This window comes from Shewanella mesophila, assembly GCF_019457515.1.
In the GTDB taxonomy this organism is placed as follows: domain Bacteria; phylum Pseudomonadota; class Gammaproteobacteria; order Enterobacterales; family Shewanellaceae; genus Shewanella; species Shewanella mesophila.
On record NZ_CP080421.1, the window covers coordinates 553,620 to 578,333 of the forward strand.

The window sequence follows — 24,714 nt, forward strand, 5'->3', positions numbered from 1 at the left end:
AACAATATAGGCCTAAATTTTTAAGCCAATTTTAGTTTACCCCCTATGGGATTGAGTTAATGCAGACGATGAGGCAAGTACTTTCGTCGGTTGTCATGCTGGGTCCGTGGATTACTCATTTTTCAATAAGCAGCGCCTACCTTACTTGATCCGTCGTGGCACCTGTCGTCAGTCTATGTTCGTGGTTCAATACAGGATTAGCCGTATTGCCATCCTAACGCCGTCGGTGGTTGTGCCACACCCGATGCCTAATCAACCGCATTAACTCAAAATCGTTACTCATGCAGGAACTCTCGCTATCCGTAATTTAGGGTCAACTTGTACTAACACCACTTCTCTTGCAATAGCCCAAATATAAGCAATCATCTCTCGTGCAATAGCCGTCACGACGACATTGTAGTGTTTACCTTTATACATTAATCGTTGATAGCGTCTGCATAACCTTAATTGCGCTTGCCATGCGATATCAATAATCTGCTTTGGTAAGCCTTCTTGTCGTTTTTGTAAATCCGTTGAGATGTTAGCTGAGTAACGGTAAGTATGAGCACCTTCTACTAATAATCGGCGAGCACGGCTATTACCGCATTTTGTGATGGCTCCAATATGCCGTTTCCCGCCGCTTGAATGTTCTGAAGGTACTAACCCCAGATAGCTCATCAGTTTTCTAGGGTGATCAAACCGGGTGAGATCTCCTAGTTCAGCAATCACTCCGGTAGCCACTAACAGCCTTACACCTCTAAGAGCTTGGATTGCTTTCACAACAGGATAATAGCGCCAATTCTTTACATGATGTTCCAATTCATTATCGAGCCGCTTAAGCCTTGATAGGCGTTCGGTAATGGTTTGTAAATATTCTTGTAAGACAATCTGTTGACTAGGATGGGGCAAGATGAGTTCTGTTAACCAGCGTAAATGTTGTAGTGACCAGTTAGCGGTGCCTTTATAGTTGATATTATTTCGTAATAGCAGCGCTTTGAGCTGATATTTGGCATCTTTTAAATCTTTCATTGCCGTTTCTCGCGCACGTGATAAGTCACGGATAGCTTCATCTTCTGGCTCTGGTACATATATTGGGGTTAAGTCTTCAGATTTAAGTAACTTTGCTAATTTAAGCGCATCTCGCTTATCCGTTTTGACCTTCTCCCCAGGCTTTTTAGGAACTAGAGAAGGAGCTATTACATAGCAACAATGACCAAGGCTTGTGAGTAAGCGATAAACCCAATAGCCACAAGGTCCAGCTTCGTAGACGAAATGCAATATAGCGTTAGGATATTTTGATTGGAATTGTTGAGCGAGTTTGGTGATTGAGGCCTTCGCACTAGAAACTCTACCGTAATGAACGGCTTGCGCTCCACGTTGTTCTTCAATATAAGCAACTTCAACGAATTCTTTATGCGTATCAAGGCCAATAAAAAGTGTGCTATGTTGTTTCATGCTGATCTCCAATTTTTAGTTTATGAACAAAACTAGTATGGCTCTGGCTTTCAGCTAACCCACGATTGATTGGAGATCAGCATCTTTGTGGGGAGTCATTATGTCTACTAACACTTTTCTTAATCCTTCAGTCTACCTTTAGAGTGTTTGCGTTAGCGCACTTTTGTCCAAAAACAACATAGCTTTTGCCTCTTGTTGAATGCCCTGTAAGGTCAAATCGAAGAGACGGATTACTCGGGTGCAGGTGCGGCTGAGGCCTTCCGAGGCAGGGAAGCCGAGGTAGAGCCTACAGGGAATGTACTTGCGGCGTGCCTCAGCAGTACCTGCACATAAGCCCACCGCAGGTGATAAGTACACCATGAAGTTATGGTTTAAAGGACCCTTTTAAACTTCAACTAGGGTTGATGCTTAAATAGCTATTGCCATGCGCCACCCGCAACAGACAATACCTATTGCGGTGAGAGAAGGGTGGCCATCGATAGGCCACAAAAAAGGACGACTCTTGGTCGTCCTTTTTGCTTTCAGGCTAGGGCTAACTTCTAGCCTAAACAGCCAAGCCTGAATTACTCAGCCTGAAGCACTCGGCCGATTTCGGCGTCAGCTTGATCTATGTCTAACGGCATTGGCGACAGGCTAACGCCTAAGTATTTGTCAATAATGTAAATATCGGTAGACTATGCGCACTATCACTCGAAGCTAATTTAGATAACTCACTTCGAGTGTCATATCTTGCACCTTATACTTTTGCTACTTATCAAGCGCTATAAAGGGTGTTTTATCTCAACGATTACAATTAAGGAAATCCTGTTCTGATGTTTAGGAAAAACATTCGTCTCCGCTTACATCTTGTCTCATTAAGCGCACTATTACTGATCGGCGGACTCTCACAGGTAAAAGCCGATGAAATAGACGATTTTCTGCTGGAGAAAATGCGCACAGCCAATATTCCCGGATTACAGCTGGCAATCGTCAAAGACAATAAGCTGATAAAAAAAGCCAGTTATGGACTGTCAAACTTGCAAGATCAAGTCACAGTAAAAAATCATACCCCTTTTCCCATTTATTCGATGACGAAAGCCTTTGCCGGCGTTGCTATTATGCAACTTGCCGCTGAGAACAAGTTATCGGTCAACGATCCGCTTTCGAAGCACTTAGATGATTTGCCGAAAGCGTGGCAACCACTGACTATCCGCCAGGTGCTAAGCCATACCTCTGGTCTACCCAAAATATTAAATGGTCATTGGGTTGATTTAATTGCCAATGGTCAACCCGAACCTGCGTGGCAGGAAGTACTTACCTTACCTATGCGTTCTGAAACCAATACCCGTTTCGAATACAATCAAACAGGTTACATCTTGTTGGGTAAAATTATTGATAAGTTATCGGGCCAACCGTTTGCCAACTATATTCAGCAAAATCAGTTAGCTAAACTAGATATGCCTATCACCTTGGCGGCAGGTTTTGCCCATACTGAATCCATAGTTCCCAATCAGGCTCGTCCCTATTTTGCTGGCAATCAGGGAAAGTTTCAGACGGTACAAATTACTTATGATCCCTTCTTTAGAACCGCGGCGGGTATGAGCGCAACCGCGACCGAGCTTGCTCATTACGCGATAGCGCTGCAACAACAAAAACTGCTCGATAAGGAGCACCTTAACGAGCTGTGGACACCTACTCGTTTAAATAATGGTAAGACAGCAGGCTTTAGTCATTTAGAAAATGGCTATGCCCTTGGCTGGCAAACGATTGGACGAGAACAGCATCCGGCAGTGAGTGCCAGTGGTGGCGATGCGACGTCAATGGTGATTTATCCTGAAGATAACTTAACCATCATTATATTAACCAATAAGTTAGGTAGCTTACCGATATTCTTCATCGATGAAATTGCTGGCTTTTATTACCCTGAGATGAAAGCTGAAAATGGTTGGGGATTGTCAAAAGACTTATTCACACTTTTCCAGGGAATGAAAACACAGGGTTTTAACCAAGCCATTGCGTTAGCGGATAAAATGAAAGCGAGTGCACAGTTTGATGTGCAAGAAGTTAACCTTTTGGGCTATCGCTATGTGGCTAAAAATGACCTAGCAAAGGCATTAGAGATATTTAAGCTCAATGTTCATCTGTTTCCCGACAATGCCAATGCCTATGATAGCCTAGCTGAAACCTATGTTGCGCTTGGCAATAAGCCAGAAGCGATAGCTAATTACGAAAAAGTACTCGAGTTTTTGCCGAACAATCAACATGCCCTTAAGCAGCTAACCCGGTTGAAACAATAACCTAGCAAAGGTCATTGCAGAGAGAAGGGGCGCTATCGATAGGCCACAAAAAAGGACGACTCTTGGTCGTCCTTTTTGCTTTCAGGCTAGGGCTAACTCATCTAGCCTAAACAGCCAAGCCTAAATTGTTAAGCCTAAACCATTTAGCCGATTTCGGCGCCAGCTTAATCTATGTCTAGAGGCTCGGGTGACAGGATGATACCTGTGTTGTCAGCGTAAACATGATCGGCTGGTAAGAAGGTTACGCCACCGAAATTCACTGGGATCTCCAGTTCGCCTACGCCATGGCCGTCTGCACCGACGGGAATGGAGGCCAGGGCCTGAATACCTATGTCGAGATCTTCCAGTGCATCAACATCTCTCACCGAACCGTAAACAATAATACCTTCCCATTTGTTATCGACACCAATTTGAGCGATAGATGCATCCAGTAGTGCGCGACGAAGTGAACCACCACCGTCGATCAATAACACTTTACCTTCACCATCTTGTTGAAGAGCTTCAATGATTAGGCCGTTGTCCTCGAAGCATTTAATGGTGCTAATTGAACCACCAAAAGAGCTACAACCACCGTAATTACTGAACATAGGTTCAACAACATCAACGACATCAATGTAAGTGTCACAAAGTTCTGAGGTGTTGTATTCCATAAGTCATACTCCTGTAGAAAGGCATTTTGCTTGAATAAATCAGCAACATATTAATATCAGCCAGTATATAAGGGATTCTTAAAAAGAAAAGCGTTATCAATCACGCTATTGGTGATAAAAACCGCTATTACGTAATTTGTTGTAATCTTTCGTCTTTTGTAAAAAGATTGGATCGTAAATATGACGTCGGTCATTAAATTACGTATTTAAATTACATCAAGAGGCCAAATTTGGTAGCATGGGGCAGTCATTGATTAACTTAACTTTAACTTGCTTTAGGGGCACGGACCCCCCAGTTAGCTCATGGACGGCAGAGGGCCTCAAGAAGGTGCCTTATGGAAGCTTCAAACACGATTGAACTTATTGGATATTCTGCGTCAGTAATGGTTGCAATATCCTTGATGATGAAAGACATTGTTTGGCTGAGATGTCTTAATTTTACTGGGTGTACACTGTTCGTGATTTATGGGATTTACATCTCTGCATGGCCAGTTGCAGGCATGAATGCTTTTGTTGCCTGTATCAATATTTACCACTTAGTAAAAATATTCCGCACTAAGTCTCAACAAGGTGCGACAGCAGAAGTCTAACGACCAATGTCATAAATATTTAGGCTAGATGTCACTCAGACGTCATAGCAATTTTTTAGGCTCCTGAATCATCGAGTGTTGATTCGGAGCCTTTTATGTTTGAACCCATTGCTAAGCTTGACCGCCAAGTATTTGCTGTGATCAACGGTTTTGGCAACAAGTATCACCTCCGCTCTAAAGCTAAAATTGTCTCCGCATCAGGGGATGGTCCCGTCTATCTCTATCTTTGTGTCGGACTCTTGCTGGTTAATCAGCAGGGCGAACAGCTTTTTAATAGCGCATTGGCGGCATTTATCATTGAGCTTCCTTTATATCTTGTTTTAAAGAACAGTATCCGCCGCACTCGACCTTGCTATCAAAATTGGGCAGCAGATGGACCCACTGCTCAATTAGACTTTAAACCGTCAGACAAATTCAGTCTTCCTTCGGGCCATACCGCCGCCGCTTTTGTTATGGCAACTACCTTGGCTTGGGTTTTTCCGAGCCTTGCCTGGTTGGTTTTCGGTTGGGCCATGCTTATCGGCCTGTCACGTATCCTGTTAGGCGTGCATTATCCGTTAGATATTGGGGCTGGTGCCTTGCTAGGTGTAAGCAGCTGTTATTTGACTCAGCCTATGTTTGGCCAATAAGCCCAAGAGACAGTCAATATGAAAATACTTTACGGTGTTCAGGGGACGGGAAATGGTCACCTGAGTCGGGCGCGAGTGATGGCGAAGGCGCTCAAGGCCCAAGATATCGATGTCGATTTCTTTTTTTCCGGTCGAGATGCCAATCACTACTTTGATATGCAATGTTTTGGTCAATATCGGGCGCAGGCTGGACTGACCTTTGCGACACGTGAGGGGAGTGTCAGCATCGCTAAAACCGCATGGCAAAACTCGTTGCTAGAGCTAGTTAAAGATGTGCGTAATTTAGATTTAACTGGCTATGATCTGGTGTTGAATGATTTTGAGCCAGTATCGGCGTGGGCGGCGAAATCCCAAGGCGTGCCCTCTATTGGCGTGAGTCATCAGGCGGCATTGCAATATGATGTGCCTAAGGTGGGTAACCGCTGGTTTGATCAGGTCTTGCTTAACTATTTTGCCCCAGTGGATCATGCGTTAGGATGCCATTGGCATCACTTTGGCTTTCCTATCTTGCCGCCTTTTGTCGAGGTAGATGCGAATGTGGCGTATAACTCCCATGACATTTTAGTGTATCTTCCTTTTGAATCACCAAGTGCTATCTGCCAGCTGCTTAGCTCATTTGAAGAGTATCAATTTTATGTGTTTCATGCTGGGACAGCACCATTAAATTGCCCTAGGAATGTCCATTGGTCAGGCTTTAGCCGAGATGGGTTTAAAGCCAAGCTGGCCCAGTGTGGTGGCGTTATTGCCAGTGCAGGCTTTGAACTGGCTAGTGAGGCGTTGACCCTTGGGAAAAAGTTATTGGTTAAGCCACTGCATGGTCAGTTTGAGCAGTTGTCCAATGTGGCAGCATTGCAACTGCTTGGCGCCGGAGAAAGTATGATGAGCCTAGATCCCCAAGTGGTAAAACGCTGGCTTAAGTCGCCGCGTCCAGAGCCGATAGCTTATCCGCAAGTTGGTGATGCCTTGGTGACTTGGTTAAAGCAAGGGCAATGGCATACTGGCGGTGATCTCTGTCAGACCTTATGGCAACAAGTTGAGCTTCCTGAAAGTTGGCGCAAGAAAAGCCCTTAGTGTGTAATAGTTATAGCGACTTATGGTTCCGGTTGATAGCAATTTTAGTCAATGATCTGGCTGCTCGTTGTCAAATAGAGGACTGAAAATATTACGCTTACCAGTCCTCACATTTACATGAATAGTTATCTAGAAAAAGTATTTATATTGCAGCTGTAGCGTGCGCGGTGCGCCCAGTGTTTCGATGGGGTACTCTGCTCGGTGGCCGTGTTTAAATATACTTTGGGGGACTTCACTATCAAATAGGTTATCAATGGTGAGTATTAACTGCTGATTTTGTTGTTGTGACAGCCAAGTTTGTAGACCAATATTGGCAAGTCGATAGTCGCCGGCTGTGAGGCCATAATCGACGAATTCCCCGACATATTGACCACTCACCCAGAGTGTCACATCTTCATTCATCTCGTAGTTTAGCTTGGCAAAACCTGTGTATTTGGGGACTCGCTCAATTTGCTGGCCATTATCTTTGCGCTCCGCATGGGCATAACCGCCACTGAGTTCCATTAGCCACTTTTCTGCAAGGGCTTTGACTAAGTGAATATCTACCCCATAGCTTTCGACACGGCCATTAAGGTTACTATAGATAAACTCAGTTTGGCTGAGCGATCGCGACTCAATCAGGTTATCGATATTACGCCAGAAACTATCGACTGTTAATGAGATATCACCTTGATAATTAAGTCCAATGTTAATGCTTTCACTGGTCTCAGCGACTAAATCAGGATTACCTAAGGTGCCTAGTTGCTGATAGAGTTCGGAAGCGGTTGGCTGGCGATAACCATTACCAAGGTTGGCTTTCAGTTGTAGTTGCGGCGTAATGTCGTGAGTTAAGGCGATACTGCCAACCCAGATAGATTCATCGTTGACCAGTTTATTGAATCGCGCTCCCAGTGATAATTGAGTGTCGGGCAGGCTGCTTAGCTTAGGTTGGTATTGGCTAAATAGTGCATAGGTACGGTCAGTTGGAGTAGAGAAGAGCATCACCTCGTCAGCGCCTTCAAATTGTTCATACTGGCCGCCGATAATCCACTGGCTACCAGCTTGAGTGTGATAGTTGGCGGAGACGATTGCGCCGTAATCTTTAAAACCCCAATATTGATCCCAGTAGGGTACCTCGACCTTTCCATCAGCATCTTTAGTGATTTCGCTATAGTGAGAATCCCAGTGTTGGTAGCTTAATTTGGTTTGTAATAGCAATTGATCCGATACTTGGAATTGCCAATCGGCATAGGCGAGTGTCTGTTTGCGATCATTTTCGCTCAATATCGCATTGTAGGCTAAGGGACGTTCGAGTAAACCGTCATTATACTGCGCAAATACAGTCAACTGCTGGGCATCGCTGATAGACCATTTTACCTTTGCATTGAGGTTATTCATGCGATAACCGCGCTCTTTGTCTAGCGCCGCGGTTGGTGAGTATTCCTCATCGGGCCAAAGGGCGTAGCCTTCTGACTGGCTTGAACTGGCGGCTAAGCTAATTTGGAGATCATTGATTTCACTGCTGACGAAAGCAGATAGATCATAACTGGGCAGCGTATCAGCCACTAAGCTCACTTCTCCACGATCATCATGCTGGTAACCCTTGGTGATAATATTGATGATCCCCGCGATGGCTTCCGAGCCATGGATCACGCTTTGGGCTCCTTTAATCACCTCAATGCGTTCAATCATCATGGGGTTGATGCTGTCGGTATAGGTCGAACCATAAAGCCGATTGTTCAGTCTGTTACCGTCAAGTAACCAGAGGATGTCTTGAGGGCGGCTGCCCTGCAATGAATAGTCGGTATCGGTATGGCGTCCGGCTCGACCGTTAGCGAATAGACCTGGTACAAATTGGCTGAGGATCTTGTTGATATCGACAGCCCCAGCAGCTTGGATCATCTCACTGCTAATAATGGTGACATCGCTGCCCAGGTTGGTATTTTGGTAGGTGCCATCATCTTGATACTGCACACCGTGAACGGTGATCTTTTCGATATCATCAGCGAAAGCGCCATTGTTTACAGCTAATAACGTTAAAGCTAATCCCCATGTTTTCAAATACATTTGTCATTCCTTTTGGATAAGCGGTTATATTTTTGTGGCGTAAGGTTAACGGTGCGTATTATAGGTTTGGCTCGGGATAATTTTGCGAGCCAGATCAATTATCCTAGTTTGAGTGTGAAAAATTTTTAAAAAGTATTACCCATAATGAAAGAACGTTTACGGGAATACCCACTTAAATAAAGGACTCAATCATTTATTAATGAATGCAAAGGTGAATGTTTCAGGCTGGAGATTATTTTAGGCAGAGGATTGTTGAGTAATTTAAGAGAATGATTATATTTACTACATCGAGCCTGTTCAGGGCATTAAGGTGGGTGATAGCGTTAACACTTAGCCACTTTGAGATGGCTAAGCGATGTAACTAAGTGATGTAACTATGTGATGTAACTAAGCGATATGGTTAAGTCATTAAGCACGATTAGCGTATTAAGGCTTGGTGTATTAGTTGAGGCTTAAGTTTCGGCGGGCGTTAAACGATCCCGGTGCGGCTTAAGCGAGCCACCTTGACGCCTTTAAGCACTGCGATTCGATTCACTATGCTATTTAATTCACTGGCTTGCCCCTTGATAATAATGGTTTCCAAGCAATTATGGTGGTCAATGTGGACATGGGTGCTGCACAATACATGAATCAAGTTATTATGCTGTATCTCAAGTAGCTTCTCTGTTAATCCTCTTTGATGGTGATCAAATACTAGCGTGAGAACGCCCACTACATCTTCTTTGCTATTATTCCACTGTTTATCGACCAGCCTATCGCGGAATAGATCTCTTATATATTCAGAACGAGAAAAATATCCCCGCTCTAATTGATCTTCTTCAATTTCTTCAAATTGGGATTTAGGCATGGAAACGGTAAAGCGGATAGTGTCGTTAGGCATAAGTTAAATTCTATAAAGCTTAATTACTGTCAGTATCCTACAGATATAAAAAGGATGCAAAAATATAAAATTGATCTAAGTCAACACTAGTTTTAGTTGTTTGTTTTTAGGGTGATTTTTAGAGCATCATCCGCTAGTATTACGAATCTTTTATTAGTGTTACCTATTCAGGCTGGATGCTTATGAGACGGTTAATCTTACTGCTGTTGTGTTGTTGCTTCTCTTGCCTTGCTATAGCAGCCACGGACAGAGTGCTAACTCTTGCATTAGGAGCCGAACCTGACGCGGGTTTTGATCCTATCCTGGGCTGGGGCAAATATAACCGACCGTTGTTTCAGTCGACACTGTTGCGGCGCAATAAGCAACTCGAACTGGTTGGGGATTTGGCAACTTCGTGGACCCTATCGGCCGATCGCTTAACCTGGCAAGTCTCGTTGCGAAAAGGGGTTAACTTTAGTGATGGTACAGCACTCACCGCTGAAGATGTTAAGTTTACCTTCGATACCGCTAAGCAAATAGCCTCAATACACGATCTTACTAATCTAGAGAGCGTTGAGGTGGTCTCAGATGGAGAGCTGCAGTTTCACCTGCAGCAGGCCGACATTACTTTTATCGATAACTTTGTCAGTCTAGCGATTGTGCCCAAAGCAAACTATGGTCCCCAGTATGGTTTAGCTCCCATTGGTTCTGGGCCACTTAAGTTTGTTCGCTGGGATCGTAATCAACAGCTCATCATGGTCCCCAATCCATATTATTACGGGCAAAAGCTGCAATTTAGAAAAGTGGTGGTCATTTTCAGTGATGAAGATAGCCGTTACTCTCGACTGCGCGTCGGTCAGTTAGATCTTAGCGCGATAGCACCGCGATATGCGCAGTTACTCCCACCTGCTTATCGGCTATGGCGTATCGATAGTGTCGATAACCGTGGCATTGCTTGGCCTATGCTGCCCAAGCAGGGCAATAACATAAGCAATAACGTAGGCAATGATGTTAGCTCAGATCTGGCTATCCGCAGCGCCATTGACTTAGTCATTGATCGAAAAGTGTTAGTTGAACAACTGCTAGAGGGCCATGCGACGCCGGCATATTCGATTGCCGACGGATTGCCTTGGGGGCCAGTTGCTCAAGTCAGCAAGCCTCAAGTCGATCCCGAGGCCGCCGTTGCACTACTTGAGAAAAATGGATGGCAACTGCAAGGGGGGATACGTCATCGTAATGGCGTCGATGCGTCGATGACGCTGTATTATTTGGCGGGTGATACCGTGCGCCAGCAACTCGCCTTGGCGGTGGCGCAAATGGTCAAACCGCTAGGCATTCAAATCACTCCTGTGGGTAAAAGTTGGGAAGCTATCTATAAACAGATGCATCAACAACCCGTGTTATTTGGCTTCGGTAGCCACTCGGCAACCGAAGTGAGGAGCGTGCATCACAGCCAATATCGAGGCCAAGGTTATTTTAATTCAGGCTATTACAGCAATCCTGCCGTGGATAAAGCATTGAATGAGGCTCAACATGCACCATCGTGGCAAGCGTCATTGCCTTACTGGCAAAGTGCCCAGCAATTAATCGCCCAAGATAAGCCTTGGACCTGGCTGGTTAACCTTAAACACCTTTATGCAGCCAATGTCTGTCTTGACTTCGATTCCCCAGGTATTGAGGCACATGGTCACGGTTGGCCATTAGCCAATAATATCGAGTATTGGCACTGGCAATGCCCCAACTGATGCGCATCCATAGTTATGCCATGTTCAGTGCTGCTTTACGGCTGATATTGCTGCTGATTTTGGTGGTATTGCTGGCCTATCTTCTGCTGAGTTGGACGCCGATAGATCCGCTGAATGCCTATTTAGGCGGTAACGTCTTTGCCATTTCAGAGCCGCAAAAGGCCTTACTCGCTCAGCAGTTATCACTGGATCAAAGTGTGGGGCAGCGTCTACTGCATTGGTTGTCGGGGTTAGCGCAAGGTGATCTCGGCTTTTCTACCCTTTATCAGCAGCCCGTATCAAGCGTTATCGCCACCCATTTACCCCTATCGCTACTGCTTATTGGTCTCAGCTGGCTAAGTTCATTGGTGCTCGGTTATCTGCTGGGGTTAGTCGCTGGTATTTATCAAGGTAGTTGGATCGATAAGGCGGTACAGCGGTTTTCATGGTTGATGGTCTGTATGCCCTCTTTTTGGCTAGCCATGCTGTTTATCAGCCTATTTTCTATCGCCTTACAACTGACGCCTGTGTGCTGCGCCGCGCCAATTGGTATGGCTTTTTCTGAGCAATCTGTAATCAGTATGCTGCATCATCTGCTATTGCCTGTTGCAACGCTGACGGTGGTGAGTATGTCGCCCATCGTGTTGCACACCCGAGAGAAGGTGATTGACGTACTGCAGTCTGATTATGTGCAATATTCTTTGGCGCATGGGGATAGCCTGTTCAAGGTAGTGCGTTTTCATGTGATCCGTAACAGTCTATTACCGGCAATCGTGTTGCAATTTGCGACCTTTGCCGAGCTGTTTGGTGGCTCGCTGATCGCCGAAACTGTGTTTAGTTTCCCCGGATTAGGCGCCAGTATTGTGAAGGCGGGCCTTACCAGTGACACAGCCTTGCTCATGGGCTGCACCTTAATTTCGGCATTGATGGTCTTTAGCGGCAATCTTATTGCCACTGCGCTATCACGCTATTTTATTCAGGAGGCTGGGGATGCGTGATCTACTGCGTCAGCCCAGTTTTATGGCCGCGATTGCCTTATTATGCGGGTTAGTTGGGCTGGCCATACTCTGGCCTTGGCAGGGGGCGGAGCTCGATTTACTCAATAAATATCAAGCGCCTTCACTACATCATCTGTTTGGCACCGACTGGCTCGGCAGAGATCTGTTTAGTCGTAGCCAACAGGCGCTGGCGCAGAGCCTGTATGTGGGCGGGCTTGCGGTATTGCTGAGCAGTGTGTTGTCCTTGATGATGGCGATGCTTGCCATGCTACATCGCGCCGCCGCATGGATGGTCGATCTGCTGGTGGATCTGTTTATGTCACTCCCCCACCTCTTGCTGTTAATTCTCTTATCGTTAGCCTTCGGTGGTGCAGAGCTCGGTTTAGTGGTGGCGGTTGCCTTAAGTCACTGGCCTAAACTCACGCGATTACTGCGTTTTGAAATGAAACAAGTGCAGTCAGCCCCCTATTATCAGTTGGCGAAACAGTTTGGTACCTCACCTTGGCAAAGGCTTCGGCGTCACATGTTGCCGCATATCTTGCCTCAGTGGTGGATAGGCGGCTTGCTGCTGTTTCCCCACGCGCTTACTCATATGGCGGCGTTGACCTTTTTAGGTTTTGGTCTTAATCCTGACTCGCCATCCATGGGGGCCTTGTTAGCTCAGGCATCGCAATATGCGTTAACCGGACATTGGTGGTTTGCCCTGTGTCCCGGTTTACTCTTGCTCAGTTGCTTGCTGCTCTTGTCGTATGTTGCGCAGCGTCTGCTGCTCGGTTTACGTCAGGGGCCGCAAACTCACCTTGAAGGAGTGGTTAAATGTTAACTGTTGAAGGGCTTAGTATTCAAGCCGATGCTGTCTCGCTGTTGTCGCCGTTAAGCTTTTCGCTCAAGCAAGGTGAGGTGCTTGGCGTGATAGGCGCGAGCGGTAGCGGTAAAAGTTTATTGGCACAGGCGTTGATGGGGCAGGTTCCGCCCGGTTTTAGGTTAGGTGGCAAGATTAGGTGCCGGCAAGGCGCTCGGCGCGCATTGGCGGCACAATCGGCCTCGGTGTTAGATCCGCTGCGATTAATCGGGTCACAATTGCGTTATGCCGCGCAGCGACGCAGTACAGGCTCCTCGGCTCGTCGACATTATTTTAAGCTTGCTCACGACATTAGTTCGCGCTATCGCCATCAGCTGTCTGGTGGTATGGCAAAGCGCGCCCTGATGGCACAAGCTTGCTGGCAATCGAGCGAGATTATGATTGCCGATGAGCCCTGCTGTGGACTCGACGTCGAAGCGGCAAAGGTTATATATCAACATTTAGCGACTCTTGCGCGCGATGAGCAATTGGGCGTCATGGTGATTAGTCATAATTTGAGACAATTATTGCCTATTGCCGACAGAGTGTTAGTGCTGCGCGATGGACATTTAGTGGAAATGACCACTCCAGCACATATTCGTGCAGGGACGTGTGATGAGTATACCCGCCGCTTTTGGATGGCGCTGCCAGAACATTGGGAGGTAGAAGGTGCTGCTGTTGCATAAAGGCTGTGTGCGCCGAGGCGATCAGGTGATCAGATTCCCCGATATTCAGCTTAAGCGCGGTGAAATAGTGGGGATATCAGGCCCCAGTGGCATTGGAAAATCGACCTTAGCAAGCATGCTCGCGGGTATGATACCTGTGCAAGCGGATCAGCGCTCATTGCCCACCACCGAACGAGGTAAACCTAATCCGGTGCAGTGGCTTATCCAGCAGGGGGAGTTTGCGTTTAATCCCAGATTAACTCTTAAAACCGCGTTAGATGAGAGCTGGCAGTGTGATGATTATTTACCGCTGCTCAAGGACTATGGTCTGGAGCCCTCTTGGTTAGCAAGGCGCCCAAATCAGTTATCCGGTGGCCAGCTACAGCGTTTCAATTTGATCCGGGCATTAGTGCCCACCACGCAGTTTCTTATCTGTGATGAGGTAACGGCGCATCTCGATACCATTACCCAAGCCGAGTTTTGGCAGCACTTATTAGCCACGGCAAATATGCGTAACTTAGGCGTGTTGGTGATCTCCCATGATCCCTACCTACTTGAAGTGATTTGTGACAGGATTATTATCTGGTAAATAGGCTAAATAAATAGTTTTATATTCCAATAGATTAAAGTTCGTGTTTATCCATTAGCCATTTTTCTAGATAGTGAATTGACTGGGAACCAGCGATAAAACCTTCGTCTTGAATTAAGCTTTTGAGTAGTGGAATATTGGTTTTAATCTCTTCGATCATTAGCTCATCCAGCGCGACTCGCATGCGAGCAATGGCGGTCTCTCTGTCCTCTCCCCAAGTGATCAGCTTGCCTATCATGGGATCATAATAGGACGGCACTTGATAGCCTTGATAGAGGTGAGAATCCCAACGTATTCCTAAGCCATTAGGTTGGCGCAGATGGGTTATCGTGCCTGGAGATGGGGTAAAGCTGTTGGGATCTTCGGCATTAATACGACATTCGATAGCATGACCTTGAGCTGGAATAAGTGCTTGAGAATGACTTAAGGTTTTACCTGCCGCGATATTGATCTGCTCGGCCACAATATCAACATGAGTCACCATCTCGGTCACCGTATGCTCGACCTGGATACGAGTGTTCATCTCCATAAAGAAAAATTCGTTATCTTGATAGAGAAATTCAAATGTCCCCGCGCCTAGGTAACCGATAGCCTTGCAAGCGGCAATACAACGCTCTCCTATCGCTTGTCTTTGATGAGGGCTAATTTCTGGCGCGGGCGCTTCTTCAATGACTTTTTGCTGGGAGCGCTGCATAGAGCAGTCGCGATCGCCCAGTGAGAATACATTTCCGTGTGTATCTGCCAAGACTTGCACTTCGATATGGCGTGGTTTCGTGAGGTATTTCTCAAGATAGACGCCGCCATTTCCAAATGCTGCCTTGGCTTCGCTCTGGGTAAGTTCAATGGCCTCAAGTAATTTTCCATGCTCATGGACGACTCGCATCCCTTTTCCTCCACCACCCGCAGTCGCCTTAATGATCACTGGATAGCCAATGCGCTCTGCCATAGCTAAGTTGGCGTCGTTATCGTTTGTGAGTATGCCTTCAGAGCCGGGCACTGTGGGGATACCTGCGTTTTTCATGGCGCTAATCGCGCTTACCTTATCGCCCATCAAGCGGATAACATCGCTACTCGGCCCAATAAAGGTAAAGCCACTGGCCGTTACCTGCTCGGCAAAGTCGGCACTTTCAGATAAAAAACCATAACCTGGATGAATAGCATCGGCTTGGGTGAGGTCGGCGGCCGCTAAAATGGCTTGACTATTAAGGTAACTTTGGCTTGCTTGAGGGCCGCCAATACAGATGCTCTCGTCGGCCATGGCAACATGTAATGAATCTCTGTCGGCACTGGAGTGCACACTGACCGTAGCTATGCCCAGTTGGCGGCAGGCACGAATGACCCTAATGGCAATTTCGCCGCGATTGGCGATAAGGATTTTGCTAAAGGGTCTGGTGTGAGTCATTGCTGTGCTACTCGATGACCATCAAAGGCTGGTCAAACTCTACCGCATCACCACTTTCACATAAGATGGTTTTGACGATACCGGAGTGCTTAGCCTGAATCTGATTCATCATCTTCATCGCTTCGATGATGCATACGGTATCACCGGCTTCTACTTTTTGCCCTACTTTGACCAAGGGGGCAGATTCTGGCGACGGAGAGAGATAAAAGGTGCCCACCATAGGCGAGATCAGCAGATCATCTTCATCATAATCGGTTTGTTGTGCCGAGGTTTGGCTGACTGCAGCGGTTTTGTTTGGCATCGGTTTATTTGGGCTGGCACTAGTGGTGCTAAGATCGCGGCAGATACGAATAGACTCTTCACCCTCTTTAATCTCAAGTTCAGAGATATCTGAGGCTTGCACCAGCTCAATCAGCTTTTTAACTTTACGAATATCCATAATAACGACCTAAATTTATGCTGACTTTGCCGCTTGAATTCGAGACATTGCCGATGCTAGTGCATATTGATAGCCCTGCTCTCCTAAGCCACAAATGACCCCAACAGCCTTGTCTGAAAAATAGGAGTGATGCCTAAAGGGCTCACGGGCATGAACATTTGACAGGTGCACTTCGATGAATGGAATCGCAACCCCTAGCAGGGCGTCTCTCAGTGCCACACTGGTATGGGTAAAGGCTGCTGGGTTGATAATAATAAAGTCGGCATCGGTTTCGTGAATGGCGTTAATTAGCTCATATTCGGCATTAGATTGAATATGTTCAAGCGTGACGTTTTCCGACTGAGCGCTTTGGGTTAGGTGTTCAACGATTTGTGCCAATGTATGGTGGCCATAGTGGCCGGGTTCGCGACGGCCTAACAGGTTAAGGTTGGGGCCATTGACTAGTAATATTTTCGCCTGACGACTCATTCAACATACCTTTTCATTGAGAGGCGCAAATAGATAAGCGCATCATAATTTTGATAGATAGCTGCAAGTTAGCACAAATTAACGTCATTTTGTCAGCACGAGTGAAATTTTAAGCCCAAGAAAGATGTGTTGTTAGTAGCTAGATTTGTCTTGCCTAAGGGCCTTGGTTGCGCCGCGCTGCTTCTTAGCATCGATGCGACGTCTTTGGCTGCCTTTGGTTGGTTTGGTCGCCACTCGTTTTTTTGCTGTATGGCCGACACTGGCGACCAATAGGATAAATTGCTCTAACGCCGTTTGCCTGTTAGCGTCTTGGCTGCGACTGGCTTGGCATTTGATGATGATTTTGCCGCTTTTAGTGATGCGATGATCCGCCTTGTTAATCAGGCGCTCTTTATAGAGGTCGGGTAGCGAAGAGGCGTTAATATCGAAGATCAGCTGCGCCGCGGTAGACACCTTGTTGAGATGCTGACCTCCTGCACCACTCGAGCGAATAAATTGCCATTCGAGTTCATTGTCTTGTAACTGTATACGGTTGCTGATTTTTATCATGCTGGCTCTTAAGTGGTGTTTATTTGATGTAGACCTGTATCATTAAGATGGCAAAATGATGCAAAATGGTCAGCTAACAATTGCACCTTAGCGGAGTCTGGGTATGTTATGTCAAATCGCTGATATCACCAATGGGGTGATCAGTTTATTTGCCAGTGGTCGTCTATCGACAAAAGATTATTGCCAGCAAATCGTCCCCATCATCAAAGAGTATCAACACGAATCAGGTAAAATCTGTATTTATATTGAGGCCGATGTGTTGCTCGAAGGCTGGGAGAGTCAATCGCTCTCTGGCGTCGGAGAAATTCAACTCCCCACATTTGACGCCTTAGTTTTAGTGGGTGGCCCCGACTGGTTTGGTAATGCTGTGCGCCTGATGGGGCCCTTTATGCAAGGGGAGGTTGCGTGGTATCCTCTGCAAGATAAACCTCAGGCAATCGAGTGGATCACGGCTAAGCTTAGCTGTCCGTTAACGCTTGAAACTGATATTACCTAATTAGTTTTATCCGCCATCTTGGATAAGTCATTAAAATATTGAAGGGAACGAATATGTCATTGATCACATCATCTAGCCTTAAGATTAGCGCGACAGTTCTTGGGTTGGTACTGATCACGTCACTATCGGGCTGCGCCCCAGAAGTCGGCAGTGAAAAGTGGTGCAAGCAAATGGAAGATAAGGCTAAAGGTGATTGGACGGCCAACGAAGCGGCCGATTACGCCAAGCACTGCGTATTCAAATAACCGCATAATCCTCATTGTTTGTGACACTGACAATACTTTGCGCTTATTTCTATAAGTAAGTGTTGTCAGGGTTGAACTAATAATTACAATGCCAGTCTGATTGCTAGCAGCTTCATTTTACTAGGGTTACTTTGAGTTTATTCTTTCGTCAGTTTATCCAAAAGATCGCATTGATGATGATCGCCGTTGTGGCACTGCAGTTTGCAGGTGCCAATCTTGGTGCGCATCAGTTGCATTTGGGTAGCCATGATGAGGAGAGTGAGACCCATCCACATCTGCAGTTTACCGCAGAGGTGGTTAGCCCTGCTCAATGTGTCGATAGCGATAGCCTGTGTGAATTTGATAAGCCAGATCTAGAGCATGAAAAACAGCATGCCCATCAAGTTAGCAAGACCGAAACCAAGACCTTTGATCTGTGTCTAGATTGCCAATGCCACGGTGGTCATGTGACGTTGGTATCGCTGGTAACCGTAATGCCTTCAGTGCCAGCAGGTGATGAGCCATCTAACCTCGGACATCGCTACTTTCCCCCAGAGCAACAACCGAGTTATCGCCCCCCAATCGCTTAATCTAGTTTAAAAATACCATACCTGTAGTAAACGCTTTGAACTGACGCCATCGGGTGTCTGCTTTTGCTGTGGGTCATTACTATTTTTATCAGCACTACGCTAAGGCAACCCAACACCGTCACAAGGTTAGAGGAGTCGGCGTAGATCTGATGCTAGAGATTAGGATAAGCGATGAAAAGATCCATTATCGCCACACTGATGCTGGGCTATTTTTGTAGCGCCAGCGTTCATGCTCAATCAATTTCAATATCCAGCACTATGGATAGCGCAATGGCTTATTTGCCATTAGCGCAGCAAAGCGCCAACAGCGAGCCATTTGCGTCATGGTTACAACCATTGATGAACCAGTTTAATCAGTTACCCGAAGTTAAAGCTCAGCAAGCTAAGGCGAGCCAGGCACAGTTGCTGATCCAAGCCGCAGATAAGGCGGTTTATAATCCGCAATTGGGGCTCAACTATCAAAATGCCTCGGATGACACCTATAGCTTGGATATAAGCCAAACCATAGATTGGGGAGATAAGCGTGGCGTGGCTCTGCGTAAAGCACAGCTAGAAGCTGAGGTGTTGCTGTCGCAGACAACCTTGATGCGCAGTCAGCTATTAGCCGATGCTGTGATGGCCTTGGTTGATCAAGCGCAGCAGAACAAAATTTTGCGGTTTCAGCAAGAGCTGCTAAGTGCCGCAAAGCAGCAGTTTAAAATAGCCAAACAGCAGTTGGCATCGGGATCGATCTCTCAAGCAGAGCTGCAATTGATCCAGCTCGATCTTGCCAGTCGCGCAGCAGATTATGCGTTAGCAGAGCAAGCAGCTATCGGAGCAGACGGCAAGTTATTGATGCTGTTTGGCACCGCTCAGCCGCCATTTAGCGACTTTATCGAGGCATTAAATCTAGATGTAGCTGCGGAGATATCGCCCGAATTGCCTGCTTTAAAGAGCGCTTATCAGCAGGTGATGATGGCCAAATTGGCTTCAAAGCAGGCGAAAGCCGCCACCGCGGCCGACCCCACCATTAGCCTGAGTGCCGAGCGTGAAGGCGAAGAGAATAAGTTTGGTGTCGGTTTATCTATTCCCATCCAAATTCGCAACAATTACAGCGAAACTCTGGCGATAGCCAGCAATGAGATTGCCATCGCGGAGCAGAACTTCCTTGCTCGCGAGCGCATGATCACTCAGCAACAAAAACTGTTTCACCTAAGCCTACCGAGATTGCAACAGCGCTACCACGAGTGGCGTGAATTAGTGCTGACCTCGGGTGCTGGTGTTGCTGATGCTCTGAGCCAGCAATGGCAAGCCGGCGATATCAGTACCAGTGATTATTTGCAAAGCCGGCGTCAACTGGCAAGCAGTTACCTTGCTGGAATGTCATTAGAGTCAGCGCTATATCAAAGCTGGTTCGATTGGATGGGGCAAAGCGGTCAACTAGAAAGTTATTTTTTGCAGCAGTTAGACCGGGAGGCTAAAGGCAGAAGTGCTCGTGCCAATGCGGCCAGTCCCGACGTGAACCGTTCCGATGTGAATAGTATCAGTGGCAGCAGTAGTAATGCGGCTAGCATCAATTAGATTAGGTGAATAAAACATGAAAAATCAAACAGTAAAAAGCACTTTGTTTTCGCTCAAACCATTGATGCGCGCCATAGGGTTTGGCTTACTTATCTCGACAACGGCCGCCATTGGTGTGTCAGGTGTAGCAATGGCGGGTGAAGGTCACGATCATGGTATTGAGGCTGGTAATAACTCGCCTCATGCTCCTGGTGAAGTGGATCACGATCATGCCAGCGAAGCTGATAATCATGCTGAAATACCAGAAGCTCACGACCACGAAGAGGCTGAAGGGGCGGAAGCGGAACACAGTGAAGCATTAACCCTGAGTGCCGCGCAGCGTGAGCTGGCAGGTATTGAGGTGGTTAAGTTGGCAGAGCAGAGCTTTAGTCTCGAGGCCGTTGCAACGGCGACGCTGGTGGTCGACAGAAATAGAACTGTCACCTTAGCGCCTCAGCTAGAAGTTCGTGTACTTAAGCGCCATGTGGTGCCGGGGCAAGAGGTCGCTCAAGGCCAAGCCATATTGACTTTAGGCGGCGCGGCTGTCGCACAAGCGCAGGCTGATTACATCAATGCCGCCGCCGAGTGGAGTCGAGTGAAGCGCATGAGTGAAAGCGCGGTTAGTGCCAGCCGCCGTTTACAGGCGCAAGTGGACGCAGAGTTAAAACGCGCCACACTAGAGGCGATGAAAATGACTCCAGCGCAGATTAACGCGCTCGAATCGACGCCAGAAACCATAGGTAGCTATCAACTGCTCGCGCCTATTGCGGGCCGAGTTCAGCAAGATGTTGCTATGTTAGGTCAGGTTTTTGCCGGCGGCACCGCCTTGATGCAACTCACCGATGAGTCATATCTTTGGGTTGAGGCGCAGGTGACACCGACCCAAGCCGAGAAGGTCAATGTGGGCAGCAAGGCCCTAGTGAGAGTGGGGCTGCACAGTATTGAAGCCAAAATCATTGGCCGTTCCCATGAGCTCAATAGCGTAACCCGCACCGAGCAGATCTTAGTGGCGTTTGAAAACCCAGGGCATGTATTGCATGCCGGGCAATTTGCTGAGATTTACCTTTCAGACAATGCCAAGGGCGGGGCAGTGTTACCCGATGCTGCCCTGACTCGTGGCGGTGATGGCGATTGGCAGGTGTTTGTCGAAGATGCCGATGGTTTCGAAGCGGTAGAGGTTGAGGTGGTTGAACGCCAGCGAGGCATGAATTTGGTCAGGGGCTTAGCGCCAAATGCCAAGGTAGTGATCTCCGGGGCGTTTTTCTTAGCCTCTGAGCAAGCTAAAGCGGGTTTCGACATTCACAATCACTAAGAGGTTGCTCCTATGCTACAGAAATTAATAGATGCTGCGATCCGCAACCGTCTCTTGGTGGTCTTGGCGCTACTGTGTGCCGTTGTCGCCAGCGTGGTTATGCTGCCAAAGCTTAATCTCGACGCCTTTCCTGATGTAACCAATGTGCAGGTGACGGTTAACACAGCTGCTGAAGGTTTAGCCGCCGAAGAGGTGGAGAAACTGATTAGTTACCCCGTCGAGTCGGCCATGTATGCCTTGCCTGATGTGACGGAAGTGCGCTCGCTGTCGCGCACCGGTTTGTCGATAGTGACCGTGGTGTTTGCCGAAGGCACTGATATCTACTTTGCGCGCCAGCAGGTGTTTGAGCAACTACAAGCGGCCAGAGAGATGATCCCTGATGGTGTCGGGGTGCCAGAAATTGGCCCCAATACGTCAGGATTAGGCCAGATATATCAGTACATTTTACGTGCAAGCCCAGAGTCAGGTGTCGATGCATCAGAGCTAAGAAGCCTAAATGATTATTTGGTTAAACTGATCATGATGCCCGTTGGCGGTGTGACTGATGTGCTCTCCTTTGGCGGTGAAGTGCGTCAGTATCAAGTGCAGATAGAGCCAAACAAGCTGCGTAGTTATGGACTGTCTATGGCACAGGTGACAGATGCGTTAGAGAGTAGTAACCGCAACGCGGGTGGTTGGTTTATGGACCAAGGCCAAGAGCAGTTGGTGGTGCGGGGATATGGTTTATTGCCCGCTGGCGATGCCGGTCTTAAAGCGATTAGGCTAATTCCGCTAACCGAAGTGGCGGGTACCCCCGTGCGCGTCAGCGATATTGCCAAAGTGAATTATGGCAGTGAGATCCGTGTGGGTGCTGTGACCATGACGCGGCGTGACGATGCTGGCAATGCCCAGAACTTGGGAGAAGTGGTTGCGGGCGTGGTGCTTAAACGTATGGGGGCTAACACTAAAGCAACCATCGATGATATTACGGCGAGAACCACGCTGATTGAGCAAGCACTGCCAGAGGGCGTATCGTTTGAGGTGTTTTACGATCAAGCAGACTTGGTCAATCAAGCGGTGAAAACGGTGCGCGATGCACTGTTAATGGCCTTTGTGTTTATTGTGGTGATCCTCGCGCTATTTCTGGTCAACATCCGCGCCACCATGCTGGTGTTGCTATCCATTCCCGTGTCGATAGGTCTTGCCTTGATGGTGATGGCCTATTTCGGCATGTCGGCTAACTTGATGTCACTGGGCGGTTTGGCCGTGGCCATTGGGATGCTGGTCGATGGCTCGGTGGTGATGGTGGAGAATATCTTTAAGCATCTTACCCAGCCGGACAGACGCCATCTTGTTGAGGCGCAGGCTCGTTCTGCTGGCGAGCGCGATCCGCACCATGCCGACTTAGACGGCCTTGGCGAAGGTGGACGTGGTGGCATTGCGATGCGGGTGATGCTGGCGGCTAAAGAGGTATGCAGTCCTATCTTTTTTGCCACCGCCATTATCATTGTGGTGTTTGCGCCGCTGTTTGCCCTAGAAGGGGTTGAGGGCAAGCTGTTTCAGCCGATGGCCGTTAGTATCATCTTAGCGATGATCTCGGCCCTGCTGGTGGCATTGATTGCCGTGCCTGCATTGGCCGTGTATGCATTTAAACGTGGTGTAACGCTTAGGCAAAGTGCCTTACTCACACCGATCGAGTCGGGCTATCGCAAGCTGCTTGCCATCACGATGGCGCATCCAAAGGTTGTGGTGATAACGGCGCTGCTGATGTTTGCCATGAGCATGGTGTTATTGCCACGGCTAGGCACTGAGTTTGTGCCCGAACTAGAGGAGGGCACTATTAATCTGCGTGTCACGTTGGCGCCTACTGCCAGCTTAGGTACGTCATTAACGGTTGCACCTAAGTTGGAGCAGATGTTGCTCGAATTTCCGGAGGTGAAATATGCCTTGAGCCGTATAGGGGCTCCAGAGCTAGGTGGCGACCCAGAACCTGTGAGCAATATTGAGATCTATATTGGCCTAAAACCCATTGAAGAGTGGCAATCGGCGAGCAATCGTTTTGAGCTGCAACGTCTGATGGAGCAAAAATTAAGTGTGTTCCCCGGACTATTGCTGACCTTCTCACAGCCCATTGCTACGCGGGTGGATGAGCTGCTATCAGGGGTGAAGGCTCAACTTGCGATTAAGATATTTGGCCCCGATCTCGAGGTGTTATCTGAAAAGGGCCAAGTGCTGACCGATCTTGTTAGTCGAGTCTCTGGTGCCGTAGATGTGTCGCTGGAGCAGGTGTCGGGTGAAGCGCAATTAGTCGTGCGGCCTAAGCGGGACCTGCTTGCGCGTTATGGTATCAGTGTCGATGAGGTGATGACTCTCGTGAGTCAGGGCGTTGGTGGTGTCAGCGCCGGACAAGTGATCGATGGCAATGCCAGATACGATATCAATGTGCGTTTAGCACCTGAATATCGCAGTGCACCCGATGCGTTAGGGGATCTGCTGCTTAATGGTGTTAACGGTGCGACGGTACGTTTGGCAGAAGTGGCCGATGTGGTGATTGAGATGGCCCCGCCGAATATTCGTCGTGACGATGTACAGCGCCGTGTCGTGGTGCAGGCCAACGTCGCAGGTCGGGATATGGGATCGGTTGTTAATGATATCTATGCCATCGTACCGCAAGCAGAGCTCCCACCCGGTTATACCGTGGTGGTCGGTGGCCAGTATGAGAACCAGCAGCGTGCGCAGCAAAAGTTGATGCTAGTGGTGCCTATCTCTATTGCGTTGATTGCCTTGCTGCTCTACTTCTCATTTGGTTCCATTAAGCAAGTGGGGCTCATTATGGCTAACGTTCCATTGGCCTTAATCGGTGGTATTGTTGCGCTCTATTTCAGCGGTACATACCTGTCGGTGCCCAGCTCGATAGGCTTTATCACCCTGTTTGGTGTGGCAGTGCTCAATGGCGTGGTATTGGTCGATTCTATCAATCAGCGCCGCGCCGCGGGTGAGCCACTTTATACCTGTGTGTATGAAGGCACCGTCGGGCGTCTGCGACCAGTATTGATGACGGCGCTGACTTCCGCTTTAGGTCTTATTCCTATTCTATTCTCTAGTGGCGTAGGCAGTGAGATTCAACAGCCACTCGCTGTGGTGATCATCGGTGGCCTATTTAGCTCGACAGCACTGACACTGCTAGTACTGCCGACTCTGTATCGTTGGCTGTATCAAAGCAGTACGCTCAAGGGCGATAAGGAGCTAGAAGCCTTGGATTAAGCCACATAGGGGTTGAGTTAACCGAGCCGTTTTACCTGGACCGTTTTATATCGACCAAGGAGGGGCAGAGAATGCCAGAT

General features: G+C 47.8%; 24 protein-coding genes. 16 read left to right on the top strand and 8 right to left on the bottom strand.

Annotated elements, in window-relative coordinates; genetic code table 11:
• The first annotated feature begins 106 nt into the window (after window positions 1-106).
• On the top strand, window positions 107-265 hold the full coding sequence (locus K0I73_RS02465) for a hypothetical protein (protein ID WP_220061778.1): 159 nt from the start codon (window positions 107-109) through the stop codon (window positions 263-265).
• Window positions 266-279: 14 nt separating this feature from the next.
• Here the strand turns inward: K0I73_RS02465 and K0I73_RS02470 are convergent, their stop codons facing one another.
• The gene (locus K0I73_RS02470) at window positions 280-1,434 is read right to left on the bottom strand and encodes an IS110 family RNA-guided transposase (protein ID WP_220061777.1); all 1,155 of its coding nucleotides are present in this window, start codon (window positions 1,432-1,434) and stop codon (window positions 280-282) included.
• Window positions 1,435-2,246: 812 nt separating this feature from the next.
• Between K0I73_RS02470 and K0I73_RS02475 the strand changes: the two genes are divergently transcribed.
• On the top strand, window positions 2,247-3,710 hold the full coding sequence (locus K0I73_RS02475) for a serine hydrolase domain-containing protein (RefSeq protein ID WP_220062975.1): 1,464 nt from the start codon (window positions 2,247-2,249) through the stop codon (window positions 3,708-3,710).
• Window positions 3,711-3,874: 164 nt separating this feature from the next.
• Here K0I73_RS02475 and rraA read toward each other — a convergent pair whose 3' ends face one another.
• Window positions 3,875-4,360 (bottom strand): ribonuclease E activity regulator RraA, encoded by a 486-nt coding sequence (gene rraA, locus K0I73_RS02480; protein WP_220062976.1) that lies wholly within the window; start codon window positions 4,358-4,360, stop codon window positions 3,875-3,877.
• A 335-nt stretch (window positions 4,361-4,695) separates the two neighbouring features.
• Between rraA and K0I73_RS02485 the strand changes: the two genes are divergently transcribed.
• From K0I73_RS02485 to K0I73_RS02495, 3 genes are all read left to right on the top strand, one after another.
• Window positions 4,696-4,950 carry a popeye domain-containing protein gene (locus tag K0I73_RS02485; protein WP_220062977.1) on the top strand — a complete coding sequence of 85 codons (255 nt, stop codon included), beginning with the start codon at window positions 4,696-4,698 and terminating at the stop codon, window positions 4,948-4,950.
• A 95-nt stretch (window positions 4,951-5,045) separates the two neighbouring features.
• A complete protein-coding gene (locus tag K0I73_RS02490) occupies window positions 5,046-5,579 on the top strand; it encodes a phosphatase PAP2 family protein (protein ID WP_220062978.1) in 534 nt (177 codons plus the stop codon).
• An 18-nt stretch (window positions 5,580-5,597) separates the two neighbouring features.
• Window positions 5,598-6,650 (top strand): MJ1255/VC2487 family glycosyltransferase, encoded by a 1,053-nt coding sequence (locus K0I73_RS02495; protein ID WP_220062979.1) that lies wholly within the window; start codon window positions 5,598-5,600, stop codon window positions 6,648-6,650.
• A 129-nt stretch (window positions 6,651-6,779) separates the two neighbouring features.
• Here K0I73_RS02495 and K0I73_RS02500 read toward each other — a convergent pair whose 3' ends face one another.
• Complete coding sequence (locus tag K0I73_RS02500; protein WP_220062980.1) at window positions 6,780-8,696, bottom strand: TonB-dependent receptor plug domain-containing protein; 1,917 nt, start codon at window positions 8,694-8,696, stop codon at window positions 6,780-6,782.
• Window positions 8,697-9,165: 469 nt separating this feature from the next.
• A complete protein-coding gene (nikR, locus tag K0I73_RS02505; RefSeq protein ID WP_220062981.1) occupies window positions 9,166-9,576 on the bottom strand; it encodes a nickel-responsive transcriptional regulator NikR in 411 nt (136 codons plus the stop codon).
• 182 nt (window positions 9,577-9,758) lie between these two features.
• Here nikR and K0I73_RS02510 point away from each other — a divergent pair, with 182 nt between their 5' ends.
• The 5 genes from K0I73_RS02510 to K0I73_RS02530 are packed head-to-tail and all read left to right on the top strand — an operon-like array spanning window position 9,759 to window position 14,372.
• Window positions 9,759-11,300, top strand: a complete 1,542-nt coding sequence (locus K0I73_RS02510; protein WP_220062982.1) for an ABC transporter substrate-binding protein — start codon at window positions 9,759-9,761, stop codon at window positions 11,298-11,300.
• Window positions 11,288-12,277, top strand: coding sequence for an ABC transporter permease (locus tag K0I73_RS02515; protein WP_258405267.1), 990 nt, complete (start codon window positions 11,288-11,290; stop codon window positions 12,275-12,277). Before K0I73_RS02510 ends, K0I73_RS02515 begins: the two co-directional genes overlap by 13 nt.
• On the top strand, window positions 12,270-13,100 hold the full coding sequence (locus K0I73_RS02520) for an ABC transporter permease (RefSeq protein ID WP_220062983.1): 831 nt from the start codon (window positions 12,270-12,272) through the stop codon (window positions 13,098-13,100). The genes K0I73_RS02515 and K0I73_RS02520 overlap by 8 nt, the downstream gene beginning before the upstream one ends.
• Window positions 13,094-13,804 (top strand): ATP-binding cassette domain-containing protein, encoded by a 711-nt coding sequence (locus K0I73_RS02525; protein WP_220062984.1) that lies wholly within the window; start codon window positions 13,094-13,096, stop codon window positions 13,802-13,804. The genes K0I73_RS02520 and K0I73_RS02525 overlap by 7 nt, the downstream gene beginning before the upstream one ends.
• A complete protein-coding gene (locus tag K0I73_RS02530) occupies window positions 13,788-14,372 on the top strand; it encodes an ATP-binding cassette domain-containing protein (RefSeq protein ID WP_220062985.1) in 585 nt (194 codons plus the stop codon). Before K0I73_RS02525 ends, K0I73_RS02530 begins: the two co-directional genes overlap by 17 nt.
• Before the next feature lie 34 nt (window positions 14,373-14,406).
• Here K0I73_RS02530 and accC read toward each other — a convergent pair whose 3' ends face one another.
• The 4 genes from accC to arfB all read right to left on the bottom strand — a co-directional run bounded on the left by accC (window position 14,407) and on the right by arfB (window position 17,230).
• The gene (gene accC, locus K0I73_RS02535; RefSeq protein WP_220062986.1) at window positions 14,407-15,774 is read right to left on the bottom strand and encodes an acetyl-CoA carboxylase biotin carboxylase subunit; all 1,368 of its coding nucleotides are present in this window, start codon (window positions 15,772-15,774) and stop codon (window positions 14,407-14,409) included.
• A 7-nt stretch (window positions 15,775-15,781) separates the two neighbouring features.
• Window positions 15,782-16,213 carry an acetyl-CoA carboxylase biotin carboxyl carrier protein gene (gene accB, locus K0I73_RS02540; protein ID WP_220062987.1) on the bottom strand — a complete coding sequence of 144 codons (432 nt, stop codon included), beginning with the start codon at window positions 16,211-16,213 and terminating at the stop codon, window positions 15,782-15,784.
• A gap of 15 nt (window positions 16,214-16,228) precedes the next feature.
• Window positions 16,229-16,681, bottom strand: coding sequence for a type II 3-dehydroquinate dehydratase (gene aroQ / locus K0I73_RS02545; RefSeq protein WP_220062988.1), 453 nt, complete (start codon window positions 16,679-16,681; stop codon window positions 16,229-16,231).
• Window positions 16,682-16,813: 132 nt separating this feature from the next.
• Entirely contained in the window at window positions 16,814-17,230 is a 417-nt protein-coding gene (gene arfB, locus K0I73_RS02550; RefSeq protein ID WP_220062989.1) for an alternative ribosome rescue aminoacyl-tRNA hydrolase ArfB, read from the bottom strand.
• 103 nt (window positions 17,231-17,333) lie between these two features.
• Here arfB and K0I73_RS02555 point away from each other — a divergent pair, with 103 nt between their 5' ends.
• From K0I73_RS02555 to K0I73_RS02580, 6 genes are all read left to right on the top strand, one after another.
• Window positions 17,334-17,726: a SpoIIAA family protein gene (locus K0I73_RS02555; RefSeq protein ID WP_220062990.1), complete on the top strand. Its 393-nt coding sequence runs from the start codon at window positions 17,334-17,336 to the stop codon at window positions 17,724-17,726.
• A 53-nt stretch (window positions 17,727-17,779) separates the two neighbouring features.
• The gene (locus K0I73_RS02560) at window positions 17,780-17,971 is read left to right on the top strand and encodes a DUF3012 domain-containing protein (protein ID WP_220062991.1); all 192 of its coding nucleotides are present in this window, start codon (window positions 17,780-17,782) and stop codon (window positions 17,969-17,971) included.
• 176 nt (window positions 17,972-18,147) lie between these two features.
• Window positions 18,148-18,540: a hypothetical protein gene (locus K0I73_RS02565; RefSeq protein ID WP_220064228.1), complete on the top strand. Its 393-nt coding sequence runs from the start codon at window positions 18,148-18,150 to the stop codon at window positions 18,538-18,540.
• Between the two features lie 171 nt (window positions 18,541-18,711).
• The gene (locus K0I73_RS02570; protein WP_220062992.1) at window positions 18,712-20,100 is read left to right on the top strand and encodes a TolC family protein; all 1,389 of its coding nucleotides are present in this window, start codon (window positions 18,712-18,714) and stop codon (window positions 20,098-20,100) included.
• 16 nt (window positions 20,101-20,116) lie between these two features.
• Window positions 20,117-21,391, top strand: coding sequence for an efflux RND transporter periplasmic adaptor subunit (locus K0I73_RS02575; RefSeq protein WP_220062993.1), 1,275 nt, complete (start codon window positions 20,117-20,119; stop codon window positions 21,389-21,391).
• A gap of 12 nt (window positions 21,392-21,403) precedes the next feature.
• Window positions 21,404-24,634: an efflux RND transporter permease subunit gene (locus K0I73_RS02580; protein ID WP_220062994.1), complete on the top strand. Its 3,231-nt coding sequence runs from the start codon at window positions 21,404-21,406 to the stop codon at window positions 24,632-24,634.
• Window positions 24,635-24,714 lie beyond the last annotated feature (80 nt).

What these genes read in the sequence shown, in the direction of transcription:
- K0I73_RS02470 (WP_220061777.1), bottom strand. Translation starts at nt 1,434, where the DNA reads ATGAAACAACATAGCACACTTTTTATTGGCCTTGATACGCATAAAGAA.
- K0I73_RS02475 (WP_220062975.1), top strand. Translation starts at nt 2,247, where the DNA reads ATGTTTAGGAAAAACATTCGTCTCCGCTTACATCTTGTCTCATTAAGC.
- rraA (WP_220062976.1), bottom strand. Translation starts at nt 4,360, where the DNA reads ATGGAATACAACACCTCAGAACTTTGTGACACTTACATTGATGTCGTT.
- K0I73_RS02485 (WP_220062977.1), top strand. Translation starts at nt 4,696, where the DNA reads ATGGAAGCTTCAAACACGATTGAACTTATTGGATATTCTGCGTCAGTA.
- K0I73_RS02490 (WP_220062978.1), top strand. Translation starts at nt 5,046, where the DNA reads ATGTTTGAACCCATTGCTAAGCTTGACCGCCAAGTATTTGCTGTGATC.
- K0I73_RS02495 (WP_220062979.1), top strand. Translation starts at nt 5,598, where the DNA reads ATGAAAATACTTTACGGTGTTCAGGGGACGGGAAATGGTCACCTGAGT.
- K0I73_RS02500 (WP_220062980.1), bottom strand. Translation starts at nt 8,696, where the DNA reads ATGTATTTGAAAACATGGGGATTAGCTTTAACGTTATTAGCTGTAAAC.
- nikR (WP_220062981.1), bottom strand. Translation starts at nt 9,576, where the DNA reads ATGCCTAACGACACTATCCGCTTTACCGTTTCCATGCCTAAATCCCAA.
- K0I73_RS02510 (WP_220062982.1), top strand. Translation starts at nt 9,759, where the DNA reads ATGAGACGGTTAATCTTACTGCTGTTGTGTTGTTGCTTCTCTTGCCTT.
- K0I73_RS02515 (WP_258405267.1), top strand. Translation starts at nt 11,288, where the DNA reads ATGCCCCAACTGATGCGCATCCATAGTTATGCCATGTTCAGTGCTGCT.
- K0I73_RS02520 (WP_220062983.1), top strand. Translation starts at nt 12,270, where the DNA reads ATGCGTGATCTACTGCGTCAGCCCAGTTTTATGGCCGCGATTGCCTTA.
- K0I73_RS02525 (WP_220062984.1), top strand. Translation starts at nt 13,094, where the DNA reads ATGTTAACTGTTGAAGGGCTTAGTATTCAAGCCGATGCTGTCTCGCTG.
- accC (WP_220062986.1), bottom strand. Translation starts at nt 15,774, where the DNA reads ATGACTCACACCAGACCCTTTAGCAAAATCCTTATCGCCAATCGCGGC.
- accB (WP_220062987.1), bottom strand. Translation starts at nt 16,213, where the DNA reads ATGGATATTCGTAAAGTTAAAAAGCTGATTGAGCTGGTGCAAGCCTCA.
- aroQ (WP_220062988.1), bottom strand. Translation starts at nt 16,681, where the DNA reads ATGAGTCGTCAGGCGAAAATATTACTAGTCAATGGCCCCAACCTTAAC.
- arfB (WP_220062989.1), bottom strand. Translation starts at nt 17,230, where the DNA reads ATGATAAAAATCAGCAACCGTATACAGTTACAAGACAATGAACTCGAA.
- K0I73_RS02555 (WP_220062990.1), top strand. Translation starts at nt 17,334, where the DNA reads ATGTTATGTCAAATCGCTGATATCACCAATGGGGTGATCAGTTTATTT.
- K0I73_RS02560 (WP_220062991.1), top strand. Translation starts at nt 17,780, where the DNA reads ATGTCATTGATCACATCATCTAGCCTTAAGATTAGCGCGACAGTTCTT.
- K0I73_RS02565 (WP_220064228.1), top strand. Translation starts at nt 18,148, where the DNA reads ATGATCGCCGTTGTGGCACTGCAGTTTGCAGGTGCCAATCTTGGTGCG.
- K0I73_RS02570 (WP_220062992.1), top strand. Translation starts at nt 18,712, where the DNA reads ATGAAAAGATCCATTATCGCCACACTGATGCTGGGCTATTTTTGTAGC.
- K0I73_RS02575 (WP_220062993.1), top strand. Translation starts at nt 20,117, where the DNA reads ATGAAAAATCAAACAGTAAAAAGCACTTTGTTTTCGCTCAAACCATTG.
- K0I73_RS02580 (WP_220062994.1), top strand. Translation starts at nt 21,404, where the DNA reads ATGCTACAGAAATTAATAGATGCTGCGATCCGCAACCGTCTCTTGGTG.